Here is a 19,602-nt window from a genome sequence, read left to right as displayed (position 1 = left end):
GAGGAAGTGTTGAAGAGGGGACAAAAGTTAAATGTTAAGAAAATGTTGAAAAAGCTGTAAATATAATAGAGACAGGTAGGTTGCCTAGAACATTAAAAACACATAGAAACCATATTGATAATGTAAAAAGTATTATAAAGCGAAAAGCAGAATAAAAAGGAATATAAAGAAAAAATTATGGGGAAAAGCTTTTAAGGTGATGGAATGCCTGTGCGAGGTATTTTGGGGTCTATCGTCTAAAATATGATGATAGACCCGGTTGCTCAGATTTTAAAACCTCTTATCTCCGCAAGCCCTTCTATTCTTTATTATTTCTACAGCATTTTTTATCGCCTGTAATTTGTCTGTTTCCGTAGCTATGAGTTGATCAAAGAATTTCTTTTCTTCCTCGCTAAGTTTCATATCTTCAATTTCCTTCAATAGTTTTTCCTGTTCTTCCTTCTCTTCTTCATCCAATTCCTCAAGTAGTTTTTGCATCTCTAATTCATCCATAGATTATTTTACCTCCTTTCCAGCATCAGACCCGGGGGTTATTATATAAACTGTTTCTACATTCACAACAATTGCAGCTTTAGGAGAAAGGTCTTCTTTAGATTTTACCCACTTAACACCTTCATCAAAGAGCTTTCCGGATGTTATCACCTGTGCCTTGCCTTTAAATTGATAACCTTTTGATTCAGAGTTCCAGGCGCAGAGAGCAATATTTGGATTTTCTTCTATGTTTTTTCGAGTTTTTTCCATGAAGATATCCATCAATAATATCTGGTTTTCTGACAATATTTTGGCATAAGCTATAGGGACAACATTGGGTAAACCATTTTTATTTGCTGTGGCTACTGCCCATACTTTTGCACCTTCTACTATTTTTCTTGCCTCATCTGAAATTTTCATCTTTTTTCTCCTTTTAAATTTATTATATTATAGTATAGACTAAAGATAAGGAGGTGAAAAGTGGATATTTTAGAGGCTATTGAAAACAGAAGATCTATTCGTGCATTTAAAGAAAAACCTATATCTAAACAGATATTGGAAAAGATTTTACTTACCGCTCGCTGGTCTCCTTCTGGTCACAATACACAACCCTGGGAGGTTGCCGTTTTGATGGGTAAAAAGAAAAATGAACTTTCCCGAAAACTTCTGGAGGCGATAGAACAAAAAAAAGAGAGAAAATTTGATTACTTTGAGGTCTCTTCTTTTCCCCCATTTTTGCAGAAGAGAAGGGATGCCTGTGATGAGGGAATATTCAAACATAAAAAAATAGACATAAGAGATAAAAAAGCTGTAAAGCAACATATATTAGAGAATTACTATTTTTTCCATGCCCCTGTAGAGCTTATATTGTTTATGGAAAAAGGGTTGGGCTGTGATCAGTTTATTGATATAGGAATGTTTGCTCAAAGTATTATGCTTGCTGCTTTAGAATTTGGTTTGGGCACTTGCTGCCAGGGAACAATTGCCCTCTACCCCCAGGTAATAAGGGAATTTCTTGGTTTGTCTGAAAATAAGATTATTTTATTTGGCATTGCCATGGGATATCCGGATGAAAAAGCAGATATAAATAGATATCGTCCATTGAGGGAATCACTGGAAAAATTTGCAAAGATTTTATGAATAAGACTATTGCCCTCTTTTATAAGAAGGTTTCTTCTTATGGCGGTCAGGAAAGGTTTTTGCTGAAATTTGCTCAAAATTTGAAACAAAAAGGATTTTCTCCTGTTTTTTTCTGCCAGAAAAAAGAAACATACACACCATTTCCTGTTCATCGTCTGTTTTATATTCCATATCCGTCCTGGCTTAAGATGCTTTCTTTTGCTCTTTCTTCTTATGTTGTTACCAGAAGATTACAAGGTAAAAATATTCCTACTATAGGATTTGGTAAAGTATTTGGTCAAAATGTTTACAGAGCAGGGGGTGGTATACACAAAAAGTATGTGAAACAATCCCTTTTGAGATGGAGAAATAGATATACAAGATTCTTTTACAGGTTAAAACGTTTTTTCTCCCTATATCATTGGTTTTCTCTATTTGTTGAACACCTAACATTTAAAAATAAAAAAACGATATTTATTGTTCCCTCCAGCATGGTAAAAGAAGATATGATAAACTATTTTCATGTAGATGGAAAGAGAATACACCTCGTTTATAATCCTGTGGATATAAAGAGGTTTTCTCCTCGTCTTAAAGATAATCATAAATTTACATTTGTTTTTGTCTCTACAAACCATCTTCTAAAAGGTTTGGATTATTTAATAGACGCATTTAAGACTGCATCTGATAGAGATGAAGATTTTTTGAAAAATGCCAGGCTTGTTGTTGCAGGTTCCGGCGACGAAGATTACTTTTTAAAGAAAATAAAAAAATGTAATCTAAAAAACATAGACATTCTGGGTAAGAGAAAGGATATAGAGAATGTATATAGAATGGGAGATGTATTCTTTTACCCTACATTGTATGATGCATCGGGTAATGTAATATTGGAGGCGATGGCATCATCTCTTCCCTGCGCTGTCAGCAGGTTTGCCGGATATGCAAATCTTATTGAAGATGCTATTTGCGGAGATGTTATTGATAATCCCACTGATGTAGAAAAAATGGCTCAGTTGTTGTTACATTACTTTTATCTACCCCAGGAAAAATTAGATGAGATGGGAAAAAGAGGGAGAGAATTTGTCAGTCATTTAAATACTACTTTTCACATAGAGGATGTGCTTTCTCGTATTCATTGATTAACTCTCTTAAGTTAAGGTGGGTGTACCTTTCCGTTGATTTTAAAGACGCGTGTCCTAAAAATTCCTGGATGGTTCTTATATCTACACCACTGTTTAAAAGGTGAGTGGCGATAGAGTGTCTTAATGTATGAGGGGAAATATTTTTAAATAGAACGGACAGTCCATATTTCTTTATTATGTTTTGTATGCTTCGTGTAGTTAGTCTTTTTCCCTGTCTGTTGGTAAACAATGCTTCCTTAACTTCTATTTTTCTTAGATAATTGTTTAATGTTCTTTCTGCTCTGTCTACCAAAGGAATGATGCGTTCTTTTCCTCCTTTGCCTTTTACCCTTACTGTATTTTCCTGTATGTCTTTTTTATTTAGAGAGGTAAGTTCCGATGCTCTCAAACCGCAGGAGTAGAGCAATTCAATGATTGTTTTATCTCTCCCATTTTTTATTCTATCAATGAGTAAAAAAACCTCATCCACAGACAAAAAGGATGGCAGATTTTGTTCCTTTTTGGGACGATTGATTAACCGAAATGGATTTTCCTGCACTTTGTCGGTTTCAATAAGAAAGCGATAAAAAGTGCTTAAGGCAGAAAGTTTTCTTAAAATGGTGGACATGGATATATTTTTGTTATATAGGTAGAAGATAAACTTTTCAATATCGTTTTCTTTAATCTTGTCTGCCTCTTTTTTGCAGATTAGAAAGAACTGTTTTACATCACCCAAGTAAGCCCTTTTTGTATGATTTGAATAACCTAAAGAAAAATTTAAGTAGTTGCCAAAATCTTTCATGAAAACAAGTCTCGTATTTTTTTAATAGTATTTGTTGTAGATTTACCTTTTATGTAAGGGATAATAACAGTTCTGCCTCCATAAGATTTTACAAAATCCGAGCCTACTACATCTTTTTTGTTCCAGTCCCCACCTTTGGTTAGAACATCTGGTTTTATTATTTTTATTAGATTTTCTGGTGTTTCCTCGTTGAATGGGACAACATAATCTACATATTTAATACTGTTTAAAACTATCATCCTGTCTAAAAGTTTATTGATTGGTCTATTTTGTTGTTTTATTTTTTTTACGGATTCGTCACTGTTTATTCCTATAATGAGAATATCCCCTAACTCCTTTGTTTTTTTTAAATAATAAGCATGGCCGGAGTGCAGGATATCAAAACAGCCATTTGTAAATATAATTCTTTTGCCTTCTGTTTTTAGTTTCTGTATTAAAGATAGAAGTTTTTGTCTATCTATTATCAACTGTTTCCTCTACTATCTTGCATACAGTGTGAATAATAAAGATGTGCATCTCTTGAATGCGCGGAGTAGATGAGATAGGAACAACAACAGGATAGTGGCAAAATTTTTTTGCTTCTCCGCCATCCTTCCCCAAAAAACCAATGGTTATACAATCCTTTCTTCTTGCTTCTTTTAATCCCTCTATTACATTTTTTGAATATCCTGAGGTGGTAATACCTATGACGATGTCCTTTTCTTTTGCCAGTGCCTTAACCTGCTTGGAGAAAACATATTTGAAGGAGTAATCGTTGGCGATACTGGTGAGAACGGATGTATCTGTGGTCAGAGCAATAGCCGGATATGGTTCTCTTTCTTTTAAGAATCTGTTGATTAGCTCTCCTGCCATATGCTGTGCATCCGACGCACTACCACCATTTCCAAATATTAGTATTTTGTTTCCTCTTTTTATTGCCTTTGTTATCTCTTCAGAAACTTTTATAATTATTTCATTTAAATAATAAATTTTCTCTATTGTTTTTTTGTGTTCTTCTAATTCTTCAGTAAATATATTCATCACTTTTAATATATAAAAAATTTTTTTTATAGCAACAATTAAATAAAAAATGGTGATACTTTGTTGACGAAAGTAGGTGTTCTGTGGTAGTTTAACAAATCAATGGATTGTTATTTAAAAAAGAAAAAGGAAAGTGTCATAATATTGGTGTATGTAAAGGCAGGTGCTGGAAAGAGTGAAATTGTGGGTTCTTTTGACGGAAGGCTGAAGGTGAAAATAGCTGCACCGCCAGTGGAAGGGAAAGCGAACAAGGGATTGCTTGTTTTTTTGAGTAAAGTGTTACATATTCCTGTGTCGGATGTATTGATAGTTTCTGGGAAAAGAGGTAAGAGGAAATCTGTTGAGATTCGAGGATTGAAAGAGGAAGAAATAAAAAGATATTTGGAGGAAAAGAGTGCAAAGAACATTGGCCATCATTAAGCCCGATTGTGTGAGATTAAATTTGACAGGTGCAATTATCTCCTGTATAGAAAAGAGATTTCATATAACAGGAATAAAAATGTTAAAGTTAAGTAAAGAAGAAGCAAAACGTTTTTATATCGTGCATAATAATAAAACATTTTACAATAGTTTGACGGATTTTATGTCATCCGGTCCGGTGGTAGCTATGGTTTTGGAAGGAGATAACATAATTGAGAAATTTCGCCGATTTATGGGTGCGACAGATCCAAAGAATGCAGAGGAAGGTACAATAAGAAAGAAATTTGGCACAAATATTGAGGAAAATGCTATTCATGGTTCTGATTCAGAAGAAGCGGCAAATTTTGAAGTGAATTATTTCTTTAGCGATTTAGAATTGGTGAGGTGAAATATGGCTATGCCTAAAAGAAAAGCTTCTCATTCGAGAAGTAAAAAGAGGGCTTTGCATAAAAAGGCAGAAAGCCCGGCAATCTCTTTATGTCCGAATTGTCATGAACCCAAGCTTGCTCATCGTGTGTGTCCTTCTTGTGGCTATTATGGCGAAAATGAGGTCATAAAAGTAGAGGAATGATATGCAAGACTTCACCATTGCAGTAGATGCAATGGGTGGCGACTATGCCCCACTTAAAGTGGTAAAGGGAGCGGTGGAGGCGGTACAGCGCGAAGAGAACATAAACATTGTTCTGGTGGGTAATGTTGAGCAAATAAAAGGAATATTGGATAAAATGCTGTATGATCATAAGCGGGTGAGGATTGAGCCTGCGCAGAGTGTGGTGCAAATGTATGATAAACCTACCGTTGTGTTTAGAGAAAAGAAGGATTCGTCTATTGTAAGATGCATAGAGTTAGTGAGAGACGAAGAGTGTGATGCATTTGTTTCCGCGGGTAATTCTGGTGCGGTTATGACAGCAGCTATTGCTTATTTGGGAAAATTAAAGGGTGTTTTAAGGCCAGCTTTGAGCATGATTCTGCCGTCCTTGAATGGAAATATTTTGCTTATCGATGCTGGGGTGAATGTTGATTGTCGTGCGGTTCATCTCCTGCAATTTGCCATCATGGGCTATGTTTATAAGAAAGTAGTGTTAGGAGTAAAGAATCCGCGAATAGGCTTGGTAAGTAACGGAGCTGAGTCGAATAAAGGAGATACCGTTACAAAAGAGGCACACAACCTTATAAAAAGGAATTTTATAAGCTTTATAGGAAATATAGAGGGAAATGATATATTTACTGGAAAAGCGGATGTTGTGGTATGTGATGGATTTTTGGGTAATGTAATTTTAAAGGTGAGTGAATCCATCCCAGAAGTTGTAGTAAATTTTTTGAGGATAGAAATCAAAAAGAGTTTCTGGTATAAGTTAGGTTACCTGTTTGCCAAACCGGCATTTAGGGTATTACGCAAAAGGATAGATTATGCAGAATTTGGTGGTGCACCACTGCTGGGCGTAAAAGGAGCGGGAATTATCGCTCATGGCAGGTCTAATGAACGGGCGATAGCAAATGCTGTTATGAGAGCGGCATTTCACGCTCAAACTAAATTAAATGGGGCAATAGAAAGGGCAATAGAGAAATGTATGATCTTAAGCAATGAGGAGATGAAATGCATGGCATGATAACGGGCGTTGGTATGTATGTGCCAAAGAAAGTGCTTACCAACAAAGACCTGGAAAAGATGGTGAATACATCAGATGAGTGGATTGTTCAGCGAACGGGAGTAAGGGAAAGACACATTGTGGGAGATGAATGCACATCTGATTTGGCTGTAGAAGCATCAAAGGAGGCCTTAGCGGAGGCAGGCATTTCTCCCGAGGATATAGGTGCAGTTATTGTAGCTACTATTACCCCCGATACACTCATGCCATCTACTGCGTTGCATGTGCAGCGTAAACTAGGGCTCAAAAAGGATGTATTTGCCTTTGATATAAACGCTGCTTGCTCTGGTTTTATCTATGCATTATCCTGTGCAAATGCATTTATATCTGCTGGCATGGTTAAAAATTGTCTGGTTATTGGAGCGGAAACCTTGAGTAGATTTACCGATTGGCAGGATAGAACAACCTGTGTTCTGTTTGGTGATGGTGCAGGGGCAGTGGTGCTGCAAGCAACAGATACGGAGAGGGGGATTTTGGGTTCTGTTCTTCATGCCAATGGAGATTATGCGGACTTAATGGTTATCCCCGGGGGGGGATCAAAGAATCCCTGCTCACAGCAGGTATTAAAGGATAGAGAATGTTTTATAAAAATGAGAGGTCAAGAAACATTTAAAATGGCAGTGAAGCATCTTGTTTCTGCCAGTAAGGAGGCATTAGAAAAAGCAAGAATGACACTTGATGATGTAGATTTTGTTGTCTGTCATCAAGCAAATCTGCGTATATTACAGAGTTTTGCTCGGTTTGCGAAGGTGCCTCAAGAAAAAGTGCCCATAACACTTGATATATATGGAAATACATCAGGGGCAACAATTCCCTTGACATTAGGTTTCATAAGGAAAAAAGGATTACTCAAAAAAGGGAATATTGTTCTTTTAAACAGTTTTGGTGCCAGTCTTACATGGGCCGCTTCTGTTATCAGATGGTAGGAGGAAAGAATGTTTAAAACGCGAGTTTGTAGTCTTTTAGATGTTGATTATCCTGTTATACAGGGTGGAATGGCTTGGGTTGCTGATGGTATTCTTACTGCTGCCGTTTCCAATGCGGGTGGGTTAGGTATTATTGGCGCGGGACACGCACCTCCAGAAGTAGTGGAAAAAGAAATAGAAAAGGCAATATCTTTGACGGACAGATCCTTTGGTGTGAATATCATGCTTTTATCTCCTTTTGCGGATAAGATTGTTGATTTGGTTGTAGAATATAAAGTAAAGGTAGTGACTACTGGTGCCGGCAGTCCTGGTAAATATATGGATAAATTAAAGACAGTGGCGAAGGTAATTCCTGTTGTTGCATCGGTAGCGTTAGCTAAGCGCATGCAACAGACAGGTGCGGATGCGGTAGTGGCCGAAGGGTTGGAATCAGGAGGACATATCGGTGAAATTAGCACCATGGCTCTTATTCCTCAAATAGTAGATGCTGTGGATATACCTGTCATTGCCGCTGGCGGTATTGCCGATGGAAGAGGATTTTTAGCTGCATTGGCTTTAGGGGCAGAGGGTATACAGATGGGAACAAGATTTATTCTTTCTGAAGAATGCACCGTTCATCCCAATTACAAGCAGGCACTCCTCAAGGCAAGAGACAGAGATACTGTAGTTACAGGTTTGAGTACCGGCCATCCGGCAAGGATAGTTAAGAATAAATTAGCTCGAGAATTTGCCCTGAAGGAAAAACGAGGCGTTTCTATTGAAGAATTAGAGGAATTAGGTTCCGGAAAGCTGTATGCGGCTGCTCGTGAAGGAGATGTGACAGGTGGCTCGGTAATGGCTGGACAGATATGTGGTTTGATAAAGGATATAAAGCCGGTAGAAAAGATTATTAAAGATATTATAGAAGAAGCAAAGATAGTTTCACAAAGCTTAAATAACCTTGCGAGGTGAGAATGCGTTTTCTCATGTTTACAGGTCAAGGTTCCCAGTTTGTAGGAATGGGAAAAGATGTTTATGATGAGTTTCCTCTATCAAAGAGAATATATGAAGAGGCAAACGAAGCATTACATTTTGATTTAAGAAAATTAACCTTTGAAGGACCGGAGGAAAAATTAACTCAAACTGCTTTTGCTCAACCTGCTATTTTGGTTCATTCTTATATTATATATTCTCTTCTTCAGAGAGAGTATAGATTTGATTTTGATATATGCGGAGGACATAGTTTGGGTGAATATACTGCATTGGTGGCAACAGGAGCCGTGAGTTTTTTAGATGCGGTGTGGGCAGTGCATATGAGGGGTAAATTCATGCAAGAAGCGGTGCCCTTAGGTGAAGGTGGCATGATGGCTGTAATCACAGATAAGGAAAAGGAGATAGAAAATTTATGTAAAACTATCTCAAAAGATGAAAAATTCTATGTTTGCATTGCTAATTATAATTCGGATACTCAAATTATTTTGTCCGGTCTTACACCAGGATTGAAAAGAGCAAGGGAAATAATAAAAGAAAAAGGATGGGGCAGAGTTATACCATTGGGCGTAAGTGCTCCCTTTCATAGTAAACTAATGGGAAATGCAAAGGAGAAATTGGCAGATGTTCTAAGAGATATTTCATTTAAAAAAACGGAAAAGGCCGTAATAGAAAATGTAGCCTCTTCTGTTGTTTATGGAGGGGACGAGGCAAGAGAGATGTTGATTGAACAGATGACAAATCCCGTGAGATGGCGAGATAATGTACAGAAGGCAAGGGATCTGGGTTGTTCAGAATTTGTGGAATGTGGACCAAAAAATGTATTGTACAATCTTTCAAGAAAAATGTACAAAGAGTTGAGGACTTGTTATTGTATAGATATAATAACATTAAAAAGGTTTGGAGAAAAAGATGTATAAAGGAAAATTGGCAGTAATTACAGGTGCTTTTCGTGGAATAGGAAGAGTTTGTGCAGAAAAACTTGCTAAAAGTGGAGTAAAAGTCGTCATAAATGATGTTTACAACGAGGAACAAGCGGAAAGGGTAAAAGAAGAAGTTGAGAAGTCCGGCGGAATATGCGATATAATGATGTTTGATATTTCCAATTATAAGGAGACAGAAGAAGGCTTTGCTAAGATAGTGGAAAAGTGGGGGAATGTAGATTATTTGGTAAACAACGCCGGTATTGTAGACGACAACCTAATTTTAAGAATGAAACCTGAGAGTTTTAAAAAAGTAATAGATGTAAATCTAATCGGTGCTTTTAATTGCACGAAGCAGGTAGTGAGGGGTATGATAAAGCAGAAATTTGGCGTTATTGTTAGTATAGCTTCTATTGTGGGACTTTCTGGGAATGCCGGTCAGTGCAATTACGCCGCATCAAAGGCGGGTATTGTTGGTTTTACAAAAAGCCTGGCAAAGGAATTGGCGTCAAAAAATATTAGAGCGAATGCCGTTGCTCCGGGATTTATTGAAACGATTATGACGAAAAAGATACCTGCGAAAGATAGAGAAAAATTAATAGAAAATATTCCTTTAAGTAGGTTAGGAAAGCCAGAGGATATAGCCAACGCAGTAGCGTTTTTATTAAGTGAAGAGGCAAGTTATATTACAGGAACTGTGATAAATGTAAGTGGCGGACTATATATATAAAATTAAGGAGGGAAGTATGTCTGTAGCAGAGGATGTAAAGAAGATTATCGTGGAACAGTTGGGAGTAGAAGAAGACGAGGTAAAGCCAGAGGCAAAATTTATTGATGACCTGGGAGCAGATTCCCTGGATACGGTGGAGCTTATCATGGCAATGGAGGAGAAGTTTGGTATTGAGATTTCTGACAGTGATGCAGAAAAAATGTCTACAGTTCAAGATGTTATTGACTACATTGAATCTCATACTTCTTAGAGGAGTATATGAGAAGACTTGTTATTACAGGTTTAGGGGCGGTAACGCCGCTCGGGCTCACGGCAAAGGAGAGTTTTGAAAATATAGTAAAGGGTAAATCGGGCATAAGCCATATCACAAAATTTGATGCCTCTAGCTTTAGGGTGCGTATTGCGGGTGAAGTGAAAGGCTTCAATCCACACAAATATATCTCTAAAAAGGATGTTAAAAAATACGATTTATTCTCTTTATATGCAATTGCGGCAACGAAAGAAGCACTGGATGATGCAGGGATAGACCTAAAGGAGGAAGATGAGACAAAGATTGGAGCTAGTGTAGGTTCAGGTATAGGAGGATTACCAACTATAGAGAAATATACAGAGATATACCTGAAGAAAGGAGAAAAGTTTATCTCACCTTTTTTTATCCCCTTGACTGTAATTAACATGGCATCCTGTGATATTGCTATAATGTATGGGTTTAAAGGTCCGAATTTTAGTGATGTAACGGCATGCGCTACCGGTGCTCATTCTATAGGCCTGGCAATGAGGGCTATTCAGTATGGTGATGCAGATATAATGATTGCAGGTGGAACAGAATCTACCATTTGTCCTATGGCTATAGGTGGATTTTCATCTATGAAGGCACTTTCTACTCGAAATGATGAACCGGAGGCGGCATCTCGTCCATTTGACAAAGACAGAGATGGCTTTATTGTAAGTGAAGGAGCGGGGGTGGTTGTTCTGGAGGAATATGAACATGCTAAAAGGCGGGGAGCAGAGATATATGCAGAATTATGTGGTTTTGGTATGTCTTGTGATGCATATCATATAACAACACCCGATCCGGATGGAGCAGGAGCGATTTTGGCAATGGAAAATGCACTAAAAGACGCACATTGCAATTTGGAAGATGTAGATTATATCAATGCCCATGGGACATCTACCCATTATAATGATATTGTGGAAACAAGAGCTATAAAAAAATTATTCAAGGAACATGCATACAAACTCTGTATAAACTCCAATAAGTCGGAAATTGGGCATTCTTTGGGTGCAGCAGGTGGAGTGGAAGCAGTGTTTACCGCCCTAACTGTAAAAGAAGGTATAATCCCACCTACTATAAATTTGGAGCATCCAGATCCAGAATGCGACCTGAATTATGTACCAAATATAGCTCAAGAAAAGGAAATAAATGTAGCTATAAGTAATTCTTTTGGATTTGGAGGAACAAACGCTGTTTTGGCATTTAGGAAGCTATGAAAGCAGTGTTGTTTGATTTGGACGGAACACTTGTAGATTCTCGCAAAGATATCGCCAGAGCTGTAAATGCAACCTTGAAGAAATTTGATTTGCCAGAAGAGAAAGAGGAGAAGATCTTTCAGTTTGTGGGTAATGGTGTGCAAAATTTTATAAAGAAAGTGCTAAAAAATGAAGGGAAAGAGGAAATATATCCACTGTTTCTTCCTTCATTTCTTGAATTTTACTATGAACATATAGATGAACATACAAAACCTTTTGAGGGAGTGAAGCAGGTGTTGGGCACTTTAAATAAAGATGAGAATTGTGTTTTAGCGGTAGTGAGCAATAAGCTAGAAAAATTTGCACACAAACTTTTAAAGAGTCTTGATCTTCTTTATTTTTTCGGTTTTGTTTGCGGGTGTGATACATTCGGCGTTAAAAAGCCGGATCCATCGATTATTTCAAATGTTTGCAAATCTCTCGGGATGGAGGCAAAAAATAGCATGTTAGTGGGAGACAGCGAAAATGATATTATAGCTGCTAAAGAGGCAGGAGCAGTTTCTACTTGCGTTACCTATGGTTTTAGATCTAAAGAAGTATTACTCCAATTTAAACCGCATTTTGTTATTCATAATCCCCGTCAACTATTGACAATTATTTAATGTATCTAAAATCGCCCTTTCTTTCTGAATTCATAGCATGGCTGAAGAAAAGAGAAGCGAAGCTCTACTTAGTAGGAGGAATGGTAAGGGACTATTTGTTAGGCAAAAGTTCAGAGGACTGTGATGTGGTAGTCTCTAAGAATATGGATATAAGAGCTTTTTTTCTTAAGAAGGGTGTAAAATTTGTTTATTATGAGAGAGGAGATGTAAAAACATACAAGGCGTGGCCAGAGAGAGCAGAGATAGATGTTTGTGAAATGAGAGCTGAAAATATAAAAGAAGATTTAAAGAAAAGAGATTTTACAATAAACGCTATTGCTTATGATGTAGAAGAAAAAAGATTTGTAGATCCTCTGGATGGAAGAAGAGATATAGAGGATAAGAGATTGAGAATGTGTTATAAACAGGCTTTTATGGATGATCCGTTGAGGATCTTAAGACTGTTCCGCCTTTCTACAGAATTTTTTTTAACTATTGATAGAGAAACATTAGATGAGTGTGAAAAGGCGATAAGATTTTTAACATCTGTTTCCACAGAGAGAATAGGAGAAGAGCTAAAAAAACTGTTGTTTCTTCCATCCTCTTTTACTTATTTTCCTTTGATGGAGAGAGTTGGTTTGATGGAAAAACTTTTTCCCCATACAAATAGAAATTTAACTTTTTACATTTCACTGGATGAAACGATTAAGAAAAGCAATATCTCCTTTGAACCTCCTTTGTTACTTTCTTTAAAAGTTGCTGCTTTCTTAGGGGAAGATGCCAAAAGATGGAGCGATTTTTATGGTTGGGGGAAAAAGGTAGGGAAATGGGCAAAGCTGTGGTCCGAAAACAAACTTCTTCCTTATAAAGTATGGAAGAAAGAGGAAAGTTTAGGCAAACTAATCGTTGATTTTGGAGAAAATTGTTTGCCTTTGTCCATTTTTTCTGCTGCCTATATTTTATCACAGAATAACATAGAGAAGGAATCATTTGAACAGTTTGTAAAAGGAATGTTTTTAAATTATAAAAGATGGGAAGAGAAGATAAAAGTGATAAATGGTTGGGATTTGATAAATATAAAACCAGAGAAAAGAGGTGAAAACCTGCGTTCTTTAAGGAGAAAGATTGTAGACGAAAACCTAAATAGAAATGATTGCCTGAGACTTATAACATGAAAAACAATGTAAATACGGAGATTTCCAATATATTTGAGAGAATAGCAAATATCTTAGAATTTAAAGGAGAAAATATATTCAGAGTTGTAGCCTACAGAAAAGCGGCTCGTAGTATCAGAGAACTCACCTCCCCACTTTCCAAGATAATGGAAGAAGAAAGATTGACAGAAATAGCTGGAGTGGGAAAGGATTTGGCAACATACATTGAGGAGTACATAAAAAAAGGAAAGATAGTATTGTATGAACAATTAAAACAGGAAGTGTCGGAAGAGCTAATAGATCTTTCTAATATTCAGGGATTGGGTCCCAAAACATTAAGAAAATTATATAATGCTTACAATATAGGAAATTTACAGGATCTAAAGGAACTTATTAAGGATAAAGAAGAGTTGCCTGAGGTAGGATTGAGAAAAAAGAGTTTGGAAAACCTGCGTCAGGGCATTGAGCTTTATGAACAGGGACTGAAGCGTTTTTTATTAGGTGTAGCTTTGCCTATTGCAGAAAATCTTTGTGAAAAAGTGAGAAAATTGCCTACCACCTCTCAAGTAGAATTGGCAGGTTCTTCCCGTCGCAGAAAGGAAACGGTGGGAGATTTGGATATCTTGTGTGTGGCAGAAAATGGAACAAGGGTAATTGATGCATTTACAAGGTTTGATGAGGTAAAGATAATTTTGGCAAAGGGTTCTACCAAGGGCAGTGTAATCTTGGAGAACAATTTACAAGTTGATTTAAGGGTAATAGAGAAAAAATCCTACGGTGCCGCACTGCAGTATTTTACAGGTTCAAAAGCGCATAATGTTCATTTAAGAAGAATAGCCAAGCAAAGAGAAATAAAAATAAATGAATATGGTGTATTTAGAGGTGAAAAAAGAATTGGCGGCGAGGATGAAAAAGACATATACCAGGCATTGGATATGGTATGGATACCGCCTGTTTTGCGAGAAGATAGAGGTGAAATAGAGAAGGCAACAGAAAAAAAATTACCCAAACTGGTTTCAATTTCTGATATAAAAGGTGATTTGCATGTTCATTCTAAATGGAGTGATGGTGTATTGAGTATTGAAGAAGTGGTTCAGGAGGCAATAAGGAGAAAATATGAGTATATTGCCATTACAGATCATTCCCCCTCTTCTCGCATTGCCAATGGTTTATCTATAGAGAGATTATATGATAAGCTGGAGGAGATAGACAAGTTAAGACAAAAATTCAGGGGAAAGATAAATATTCTTTCTGGTTCTGAAGTAGACATAAAAAATGATGGTTCACTGGATTATCCCGATGATGTTTTGAAGGATTTAGATATAGTACTGGTTGCCATACATACAGGATTCAAACAAGATGAATCGAAAATTACAGGAAGAATAGTAGATGCCTTGTCCAACAGATATGTGCATATCTTGGTTCATCCCACGGGAAGGATGATAGGGGTGAGAGAACCTTATAAGGTAAATATGGAAAAAATATTTGAAACGGCAAAGAAGCATAATAAATGTTTGGAGATAAATGCCCAGATAATGAGATTGGATTTGAATGATATTTATGTAAAAGAGGCAATAAGAAGAGGCATAAAACTATCCATAGCTACAGATACACATCACCCAGAAAACTTTGATTATATGAAATTCGGCATTTACACCGCACAAAGAGGATGGGTGGAGGCAAAAGATGTTATAAATACCTATCCTTTACCTAAGCTGACGATGTTTCTGGAGAAAGCTTGCGGGTAGACCTTGCCAATCGGGATGTAAGACGGGCAGATCTATTCTTATGGATCACTCCCTTAGAAGTGATATGACCAATGGTTTTTTCCGCCTGCTGGAACGCTTTTTGTGCTTCTTCTAAGTTTTTGCCTTTGATTTTCTCTTCCACTGTTTTGATTACATTTTTTAAACGAGTGCGGTAAGCCTTATTCCTGGAATATCTCTTTTTGTTCTGTCTCATTCGCTTTGCAGCTGATTTGTGCTGTGGCATATAACCTCCCAAATTTTCTACAAATTTAACATGTAAAGCATGTGAAAGTCAAGTGCCAGAATTACTTTCAAGCATCAAAGATACTTGTAAGTAAGTTTTAAACTTCACAATAAGCACAATCTATGCTATATAATGCAAGGAAGTTTTGGAGGAAGAAATGAAATTGGGTGTAAACTTAGATCATATAGCGACGATAAGAGAGATGAGAAAAACTGTAGAGCCCGATCCGGTGCAGGCAGCCATTTTTGCAGAGTTGGGTGGTGCAGATTGTATAACAGTTCACCTTAGAGAAGACAGAAGACATATAAAAGAAAGAGATATAAAACTCTTAAAGGAAACGATAAAGGTGCCACTGAATCTGGAGATGAGCATATTGGAAGATATCGTAGAATTTGCTTTAAGTGCTGAACCTTATGAGGCAACCCTGGTGCCGGAAAGAAGAGAGGAGATAACCACGGAAGGTGGATTAGATGTGGTAAAATCAAAAAAAATCATACATAATGTGATAAAAAAACTAAAAGAAAAAGACATAAAGGTAAATCTATTTATAGACCCCGAAGAGAAACAAATTGAGGCTTCAAGAGATATAGGAGCGGATGGAATAGAAATACATACTGGCAGATATGCCAATGCAAGAGGAAAAGAAGAAACAAGAGAATTAGAAAATATTAAAAGATGTGTCACGCTTGCTGAAAAAATGGGACTGGAGGTGCATGCAGGACATGGGTTAACCTACCTTAATGTTCAGCCCGTAGCCAGCATACGAGAGATAGTGGAGTTACATATTGGTCATAGCATCATTAGCCGTTCGATATATACAGGATTAAAAGATGCAGTAAAAGATATGAAAACATTGATCAATGAAGCCAGAATTATCCATCGGTATTGATATAGAAGAGATAAAGAGAGTAAAAGAACTAACAGAAAAATACGGCGAGAGATTTTTAAACAGGGTATTTACAGAGAGAGAGATAAAATATGCATATAAAAAGAAGAACCCTTATCCCTCCCTTACCGTACGCTTCTGCGCTAAAGAAGCGGCATTTAAAACTATAGGGAAGAGAGTGCCATGGAAAAGTATAGAGATAATCTCTCTTTCTTCGGGAAAACCTACTATAGATATACCACATAAAAAAGCCATTGTTTCTCTAAGTCATACCAATATGTATGCAACAGCGGTAGTTCTTACATGGAACGATTAGAAAATCTGCTAAAGGTATTTAATCCTCACTGCATAAAACCAGGATTATCTCGTATAAAAGAGTTTCTAAGAAAAATTGGCAATCCACAACAAAAACTAAATGTGATTTTAGTGGGGGGAACAAATGGAAAGGGCTCGGTATGCAATTTTCTCACCGATATATTAGTTGATAATGGATATAAAGTAGGAACATTTACCTCTCCTCATATATTTCATGTAAATGAAAGGATAAAGATCAATCAAAAGCCTTATTTAAATCTGTATCCTTATGCCAAAGAGATATTTGAAAGATGTGAAACTTTAACGGAAAAACCCACCTATTTTGAATTTCTCACCGCCTTAGCTTATCTGGTATTTGCACAGGAAAAGGTGGATTTTGCCATTATGGAAGTAGGGTTGGGAGGAAGATTTGATGCTGTAAATGTTGTTCGGCCACTCCTCAGTGTAATTGTTACTATATCAAAGGATCATACAGAATTCTTAGGAAACGAAATTTCTCAGATTGCCTATGAAAAAGCCGGCATTATCCATGAGAAAATTCCCGTGTTTACAGGATTTTTGAAAAAAGAAGCTCTGGGGGTAATAAAAGAAAGAGCAAAACAAAAAAACTGCCTGTTTTATCCTCTAAAACAACATTACATAAAAATAAACAAAGATAAGTTTAGCTTTAGTAATGAAAATATAAACATAAAAAATATAAAGCTTTCAATGAAGGGCAGAAATCAAATATACAACGCCTCTTTATCCATGCATATAGCATCAAACCTGAATATCCCGATCAAAAAAGGAATTATAGAAAAGAGTTTTTGGCCGGCCAGAATAGAGATAATAAAAAACAAGAGGAAAACGGTAATAATAGACGGATGCCATAATGTAGAGAGCGCGATAGCGCTATCAGACTTTTTAAAAAACTATAAGCAGGAAAAAACACTGATTTTCAGCGCCCTAAAGGATAAAGACACAAAAGGAATGTTGAAAATATTGCTCCCTCATTTCTCAGATGTAAAGATAATAAAAATAAACAACGAGAGAGCAATACCTACACACATTCTTTGTCATACTGTCCAACAGTTACGGTTCAAAGGAAACTGCAAAACATTCCCTTCATTAAACGAAGCATTCCTTCACACTCTATTAGAACGAGACTTCATTGTTATCTGCGGCTCGTTATATCTCATTCCTCAAGCGAAGGCCTGTCTCTTAAAGTCCTGCCGCTTCTCTTTTCAGTAACCATTCCCAATGTTCATCTGTAAATTGCTGTGCTTTCTGCAAAAGATCTTTATTCTGCGGCTTTAATATGTGTATAAATCTTCCCTGCATTTTAAAGTACTCTTCAATGGGCAACTTTTTCTTCGGTTTATAATTTATCTTTATTTTTCCATCTATTATCTCATAGATGGGCCAGGCGCATGTTTCAACCGCTATTTTTGCTACTTCAATCGTCATCTCCGGCGGGAATCCCCATCCTGTACAGCAAGGTTGAATAACATTTATATATGTTGGTCCTTCCGTATCGAGGGCCCGCTTTATCTTGTTCATTAAGTCTCTCCAATCATGCAAAGAGGCTTGCGCAGCATAGGGAATATGGTGACCTTCAACCACAGACATAATATCCTTTCTTTTTTGCTCTTTACCCCTTTTTACCTTTCCCACAGGTGTTGTCGTAGTATTTACACCAAAAGGAGAGGCGCTGGATCTTTGAACACCAGTATTCTCATAAGCTTGGTTATCTATACAAAGGTATAAAAAATCGTGCCATCTTTCCAAAGCTCCTGAGAGAGCCTGTAGTCCTATATCGTATGTTCCTCCGTCACTGGCTAAAGCCACAAATTTTATATCTTTGTCCGTTTTACCCTTTCTCTTCCACACCCTATACATTGCCTCCACACCGGCAATAGTAGAAGCTGCATTCTCAAAAGCACTGTGTATCCATGGAACACGCCAGGTGGTGTATGGGAAGAGTCCTGAACATACCTCCAAACAACCGGTAGCACTGGCAATTACTATTTCATAATCCGTTATATTTAAAAGCGCTCTAGCGATAATGGACTGTCCACAACCAGGACACAACCTATGACCTGGAGCAAAACGCTCTTCTCTTTTCGCTAAATTATTTAAAAAAGCCATTTATTCCCCCCATTTTCCTCTTATGTTTATGAAGTCTAACACCTTTTCTATTTTACCTGTTTTAGCAATCCTTTGTAGGCTTTCGTAAACTGCCTTAAAATGCTTCGGTTGAGTATCCCTTCCTCCCAATCCGTATATATAATCTACAACAATAGGCCTTTTGGGAACATCGTATAGAGCAGAACGAACTTCGTTAAATAAAGGAGAGCCATAAGCTCCGGCAGATATTACCCTATCTAAAGTGGCAACTACTTTTACATTGCCCAAAGCTTCTTTTATCTCATCGGCAGGAAATGGCCTGAACATCCTGATTTTCAAAAGCCCTGCTTTAATCCCATTTTCTCTCAAGACATCCACTACATCCTTTGCAGTACCTGCTGCCGAACCCATCATAACGATAGCGTATTCTGCATCATCTAACTTATAAGACTCAAAATAATCATAACTTCTTCCGAACACCTTTCCAAATTCTTTACCTATTTTTTTAACAACAGGTTTTGCATGAACCATGCCAGCGAGCTGGCTTACCTTGTGTTCGAAGTACTCAGGTGGTGGAGCCCATGCACCGTATGTAAGTTTTCTGGACACATCTAAAAGCGGATATTTAGGCGTATATTCTCCAATATATTCCTTAACTTTTTCATCCTCTTCTATGTCCCATATTTCCACAGAATGAGAGGTGTTGAAGCCATCCATAATAACCATCACAGGTGTCAAAACATCCTTGTTCTCAGAAATTTTTATGGCTTGAATAGTAGAATCATAAATTTCCTGCGAATCTTCGCAAAACAATTGAATCCATCCTGCATCTCTTGCTCCCATAACATCCGAATGGTCTCCATGAATATTCAATGGTGCATTCAATGCCCT

At 37.1% G+C, this 19,602-nt stretch carries 26 protein-coding genes; 18 read left to right on the top strand and 8 right to left on the bottom strand.

The annotated features are described in order from the left end of the window. Positions 1-270: 270 nt before the first annotated feature. Positions 271-492, bottom strand: a complete 222-nt coding sequence (locus J7J10_05165) for a hypothetical protein (protein MCD6130322.1) — start codon at positions 490-492, stop codon at positions 271-273. Positions 493-495: 3 nt separating this feature from the next. Beyond that, positions 496-891 carry a pyridoxamine 5'-phosphate oxidase family protein gene (locus J7J10_05160; GenBank protein ID MCD6130321.1) on the bottom strand — a complete coding sequence of 132 codons (396 nt, stop codon included), beginning with the start codon at positions 889-891 and terminating at the stop codon, positions 496-498. A 60-nt stretch (positions 892-951) separates the two neighbouring features. Here J7J10_05160 and J7J10_05155 point away from each other — a divergent pair, with 60 nt between their 5' ends. Both J7J10_05155 and J7J10_05150 read left to right on the top strand, forming a co-directional pair. After that, a complete protein-coding gene (locus tag J7J10_05155) occupies positions 952-1,611 on the top strand; it encodes a nitroreductase (protein ID MCD6130320.1) in 660 nt (219 codons plus the stop codon). Next, positions 1,608-2,726, top strand: coding sequence for a glycosyltransferase family 4 protein (locus J7J10_05150; protein MCD6130319.1), 1,119 nt, complete (start codon positions 1,608-1,610; stop codon positions 2,724-2,726). The genes J7J10_05155 and J7J10_05150 overlap by 4 nt, the downstream gene beginning before the upstream one ends. Here J7J10_05150 and J7J10_05145 read toward each other — a convergent pair. From J7J10_05145 to J7J10_05135, 3 genes are read right to left on the bottom strand one after another with little or no spacing between them, the layout of a single operon-like run. After that, positions 2,686-3,510 carry a tyrosine-type recombinase/integrase gene (locus tag J7J10_05145; GenBank protein MCD6130318.1) on the bottom strand — a complete coding sequence of 275 codons (825 nt, stop codon included), beginning with the start codon at positions 3,508-3,510 and terminating at the stop codon, positions 2,686-2,688. The genes J7J10_05150 and J7J10_05145 overlap by 41 nt on opposite strands. Beyond that, a complete protein-coding gene (gene rfaE2, locus J7J10_05140; GenBank protein MCD6130317.1) occupies positions 3,507-3,977 on the bottom strand; it encodes a D-glycero-beta-D-manno-heptose 1-phosphate adenylyltransferase in 471 nt (156 codons plus the stop codon). Before rfaE2 ends, J7J10_05145 begins: the two co-directional genes overlap by 4 nt. Then, positions 3,964-4,533, bottom strand: a complete 570-nt coding sequence (locus J7J10_05135; protein ID MCD6130316.1) for a D-sedoheptulose 7-phosphate isomerase — start codon at positions 4,531-4,533, stop codon at positions 3,964-3,966. The genes rfaE2 and J7J10_05135 overlap by 14 nt, the downstream gene beginning before the upstream one ends. Before the next feature lie 99 nt (positions 4,534-4,632). On the opposite strand from J7J10_05135, the gene J7J10_05130 reads away from it, so the two are divergent. The 13 genes from J7J10_05130 to polX are packed head-to-tail and all read left to right on the top strand — an operon-like array spanning position 4,633 to position 15,160. Further along, the gene (locus tag J7J10_05130; protein MCD6130315.1) at positions 4,633-4,950 is read left to right on the top strand and encodes a YggU family protein; all 318 of its coding nucleotides are present in this window, start codon (positions 4,633-4,635) and stop codon (positions 4,948-4,950) included. Further along, on the top strand, positions 4,925-5,338 hold the full coding sequence (gene ndk, locus J7J10_05125) for a nucleoside-diphosphate kinase (GenBank protein MCD6130314.1): 414 nt from the start codon (positions 4,925-4,927) through the stop codon (positions 5,336-5,338). Before J7J10_05130 ends, ndk begins: the two co-directional genes overlap by 26 nt. Positions 5,339-5,341: 3 nt before the next feature. After that, entirely contained in the window at positions 5,342-5,521 is a 180-nt protein-coding gene (gene rpmF / locus J7J10_05120; GenBank protein ID MCD6130313.1) for a 50S ribosomal protein L32, read from the top strand. Between the two features lies 1 nt (position 5,522). Then, complete coding sequence (plsX, locus tag J7J10_05115; protein ID MCD6130312.1) at positions 5,523-6,560, top strand: phosphate acyltransferase PlsX; 1,038 nt, start codon at positions 5,523-5,525, stop codon at positions 6,558-6,560. Then, positions 6,548-7,525, top strand: a complete 978-nt coding sequence (locus J7J10_05110; GenBank protein MCD6130311.1) for a ketoacyl-ACP synthase III — start codon at positions 6,548-6,550, stop codon at positions 7,523-7,525. The genes plsX and J7J10_05110 overlap by 13 nt, the downstream gene beginning before the upstream one ends. A gap of 9 nt (positions 7,526-7,534) precedes the next feature. Then, entirely contained in the window at positions 7,535-8,476 is a 942-nt protein-coding gene (gene fabK, locus J7J10_05105) for an enoyl-[acyl-carrier-protein] reductase FabK (protein MCD6130310.1), read from the top strand. Positions 8,477-8,490: 14 nt separating this feature from the next. Beyond that, positions 8,491-9,414, top strand: a complete 924-nt coding sequence (fabD, locus tag J7J10_05100; protein ID MCD6130309.1) for an ACP S-malonyltransferase — start codon at positions 8,491-8,493, stop codon at positions 9,412-9,414. Beyond that, entirely contained in the window at positions 9,407-10,147 is a 741-nt protein-coding gene (fabG, locus tag J7J10_05095) for a 3-oxoacyl-[acyl-carrier-protein] reductase (protein MCD6130308.1), read from the top strand. Before fabD ends, fabG begins: the two co-directional genes overlap by 8 nt. Before the next feature lie 16 nt (positions 10,148-10,163). Beyond that, positions 10,164-10,397: an acyl carrier protein gene (gene acpP / locus J7J10_05090; GenBank protein MCD6130307.1), complete on the top strand. Its 234-nt coding sequence runs from the start codon at positions 10,164-10,166 to the stop codon at positions 10,395-10,397. Between the two features lie 8 nt (positions 10,398-10,405). After that, positions 10,406-11,638 (top strand): beta-ketoacyl-ACP synthase II, encoded by a 1,233-nt coding sequence (fabF, locus tag J7J10_05085; GenBank protein MCD6130306.1) that lies wholly within the window; start codon positions 10,406-10,408, stop codon positions 11,636-11,638. Further along, a complete protein-coding gene (locus tag J7J10_05080; protein MCD6130305.1) occupies positions 11,635-12,279 on the top strand; it encodes an HAD-IA family hydrolase in 645 nt (214 codons plus the stop codon). The genes fabF and J7J10_05080 overlap by 4 nt, the downstream gene beginning before the upstream one ends. Then, complete coding sequence (locus J7J10_05075; protein ID MCD6130304.1) at positions 12,279-13,433, top strand: CCA tRNA nucleotidyltransferase; 1,155 nt, start codon at positions 12,279-12,281, stop codon at positions 13,431-13,433. Before J7J10_05080 ends, J7J10_05075 begins: the two co-directional genes overlap by 1 nt. Continuing rightward, a complete protein-coding gene (gene polX, locus J7J10_05070) occupies positions 13,430-15,160 on the top strand; it encodes a DNA polymerase/3'-5' exonuclease PolX (protein ID MCD6130303.1) in 1,731 nt (576 codons plus the stop codon). The genes J7J10_05075 and polX overlap by 4 nt, the downstream gene beginning before the upstream one ends. Here polX and rpsT read toward each other — a convergent pair. Then, entirely contained in the window at positions 15,123-15,404 is a 282-nt protein-coding gene (gene rpsT, locus J7J10_05065) for a 30S ribosomal protein S20 (GenBank protein ID MCD6130302.1), read from the bottom strand. The two genes, polX and rpsT, sit on opposite strands and share 38 nt — an antisense overlap. A 157-nt stretch (positions 15,405-15,561) precedes the next feature. Between rpsT and J7J10_05060 the strand changes: the two genes are divergently transcribed. From J7J10_05060 to J7J10_05050, 3 genes are read left to right on the top strand one after another with little or no spacing between them, the layout of a single operon-like run. Beyond that, positions 15,562-16,293, top strand: a complete 732-nt coding sequence (locus J7J10_05060; protein MCD6130301.1) for a pyridoxine 5'-phosphate synthase — start codon at positions 15,562-15,564, stop codon at positions 16,291-16,293. After that, a complete protein-coding gene (locus J7J10_05055; GenBank protein ID MCD6130300.1) occupies positions 16,265-16,606 on the top strand; it encodes a holo-ACP synthase in 342 nt (113 codons plus the stop codon). Before J7J10_05060 ends, J7J10_05055 begins: the two co-directional genes overlap by 29 nt. Continuing rightward, positions 16,594-17,835, top strand: coding sequence for a bifunctional folylpolyglutamate synthase/dihydrofolate synthase (locus tag J7J10_05050; GenBank protein ID MCD6130299.1), 1,242 nt, complete (start codon positions 16,594-16,596; stop codon positions 17,833-17,835). The genes J7J10_05055 and J7J10_05050 overlap by 13 nt, the downstream gene beginning before the upstream one ends. Here the strand turns inward: J7J10_05050 and J7J10_05045 are convergent. Beyond that, the gene (locus tag J7J10_05045; protein ID MCD6130298.1) at positions 17,806-18,732 is read right to left on the bottom strand and encodes a pyruvate ferredoxin oxidoreductase; all 927 of its coding nucleotides are present in this window, start codon (positions 18,730-18,732) and stop codon (positions 17,806-17,808) included. The two genes, J7J10_05050 and J7J10_05045, sit on opposite strands and share 30 nt — an antisense overlap. Further along, positions 18,733-19,602, bottom strand: an 870-nt coding sequence (gene porA, locus J7J10_05040; GenBank protein ID MCD6130297.1) for a pyruvate ferredoxin oxidoreductase, incomplete at its 5' end; no start/stop codon positions are given. It abuts the gene before it with no gap.

Source organism: Deltaproteobacteria bacterium, from assembly GCA_021159305.1.
GTDB lineage: Bacteria > Campylobacterota_A > Desulfurellia > JAGGSF01 > JAGGSF01 > JAGGSF01.
The sequence above is the reverse complement of the archived record's forward strand: the minus strand, read 5'-3'. Positions and strand labels throughout refer to the sequence as shown.

Excerpts from the sequence above, each read along its gene's own strand:
- J7J10_05045 (MCD6130298.1), bottom strand. The coding sequence starts at position 18,732 with ATGGCTTTTTTAAATAATTTAGCGAAAAGAGAAGAGCGTTTTGCTCCA.
- polX (MCD6130303.1), top strand. The coding sequence starts at position 13,430 with ATGAAAAACAATGTAAATACGGAGATTTCCAATATATTTGAGAGAATA.
- acpP (MCD6130307.1), top strand. The coding sequence starts at position 10,164 with ATGTCTGTAGCAGAGGATGTAAAGAAGATTATCGTGGAACAGTTGGGA.
- fabK (MCD6130310.1), top strand. The coding sequence starts at position 7,535 with ATGTTTAAAACGCGAGTTTGTAGTCTTTTAGATGTTGATTATCCTGTT.
- J7J10_05050 (MCD6130299.1), top strand. The coding sequence starts at position 16,594 with ATGGAACGATTAGAAAATCTGCTAAAGGTATTTAATCCTCACTGCATA.
- fabG (MCD6130308.1), top strand. The coding sequence starts at position 9,407 with ATGTATAAAGGAAAATTGGCAGTAATTACAGGTGCTTTTCGTGGAATA.
- J7J10_05080 (MCD6130305.1), top strand. The coding sequence starts at position 11,635 with ATGAAAGCAGTGTTGTTTGATTTGGACGGAACACTTGTAGATTCTCGC.
- J7J10_05110 (MCD6130311.1), top strand. The coding sequence starts at position 6,548 with ATGCATGGCATGATAACGGGCGTTGGTATGTATGTGCCAAAGAAAGTG.
- J7J10_05060 (MCD6130301.1), top strand. The coding sequence starts at position 15,562 with ATGAAATTGGGTGTAAACTTAGATCATATAGCGACGATAAGAGAGATG.
- rpmF (MCD6130313.1), top strand. The coding sequence starts at position 5,342 with ATGGCTATGCCTAAAAGAAAAGCTTCTCATTCGAGAAGTAAAAAGAGG.
- plsX (MCD6130312.1), top strand. The coding sequence starts at position 5,523 with ATGCAAGACTTCACCATTGCAGTAGATGCAATGGGTGGCGACTATGCC.
- J7J10_05150 (MCD6130319.1), top strand. The coding sequence starts at position 1,608 with ATGAATAAGACTATTGCCCTCTTTTATAAGAAGGTTTCTTCTTATGGC.
- J7J10_05165 (MCD6130322.1), bottom strand. The coding sequence starts at position 492 with ATGGATGAATTAGAGATGCAAAAACTACTTGAGGAATTGGATGAAGAA.
- J7J10_05075 (MCD6130304.1), top strand. The coding sequence starts at position 12,279 with ATGTATCTAAAATCGCCCTTTCTTTCTGAATTCATAGCATGGCTGAAG.
- J7J10_05130 (MCD6130315.1), top strand. The coding sequence starts at position 4,633 with ATGGATTGTTATTTAAAAAAGAAAAAGGAAAGTGTCATAATATTGGTG.
- J7J10_05160 (MCD6130321.1), bottom strand. The coding sequence starts at position 891 with ATGAAAATTTCAGATGAGGCAAGAAAAATAGTAGAAGGTGCAAAAGTA.
- fabD (MCD6130309.1), top strand. The coding sequence starts at position 8,491 with ATGTTTACAGGTCAAGGTTCCCAGTTTGTAGGAATGGGAAAAGATGTT.
- J7J10_05145 (MCD6130318.1), bottom strand. The coding sequence starts at position 3,510 with ATGAAAGATTTTGGCAACTACTTAAATTTTTCTTTAGGTTATTCAAAT.
- J7J10_05055 (MCD6130300.1), top strand. The coding sequence starts at position 16,265 with ATGAAGCCAGAATTATCCATCGGTATTGATATAGAAGAGATAAAGAGA.
- fabF (MCD6130306.1), top strand. The coding sequence starts at position 10,406 with ATGAGAAGACTTGTTATTACAGGTTTAGGGGCGGTAACGCCGCTCGGG.
- rpsT (MCD6130302.1), bottom strand. The coding sequence starts at position 15,404 with ATGCCACAGCACAAATCAGCTGCAAAGCGAATGAGACAGAACAAAAAG.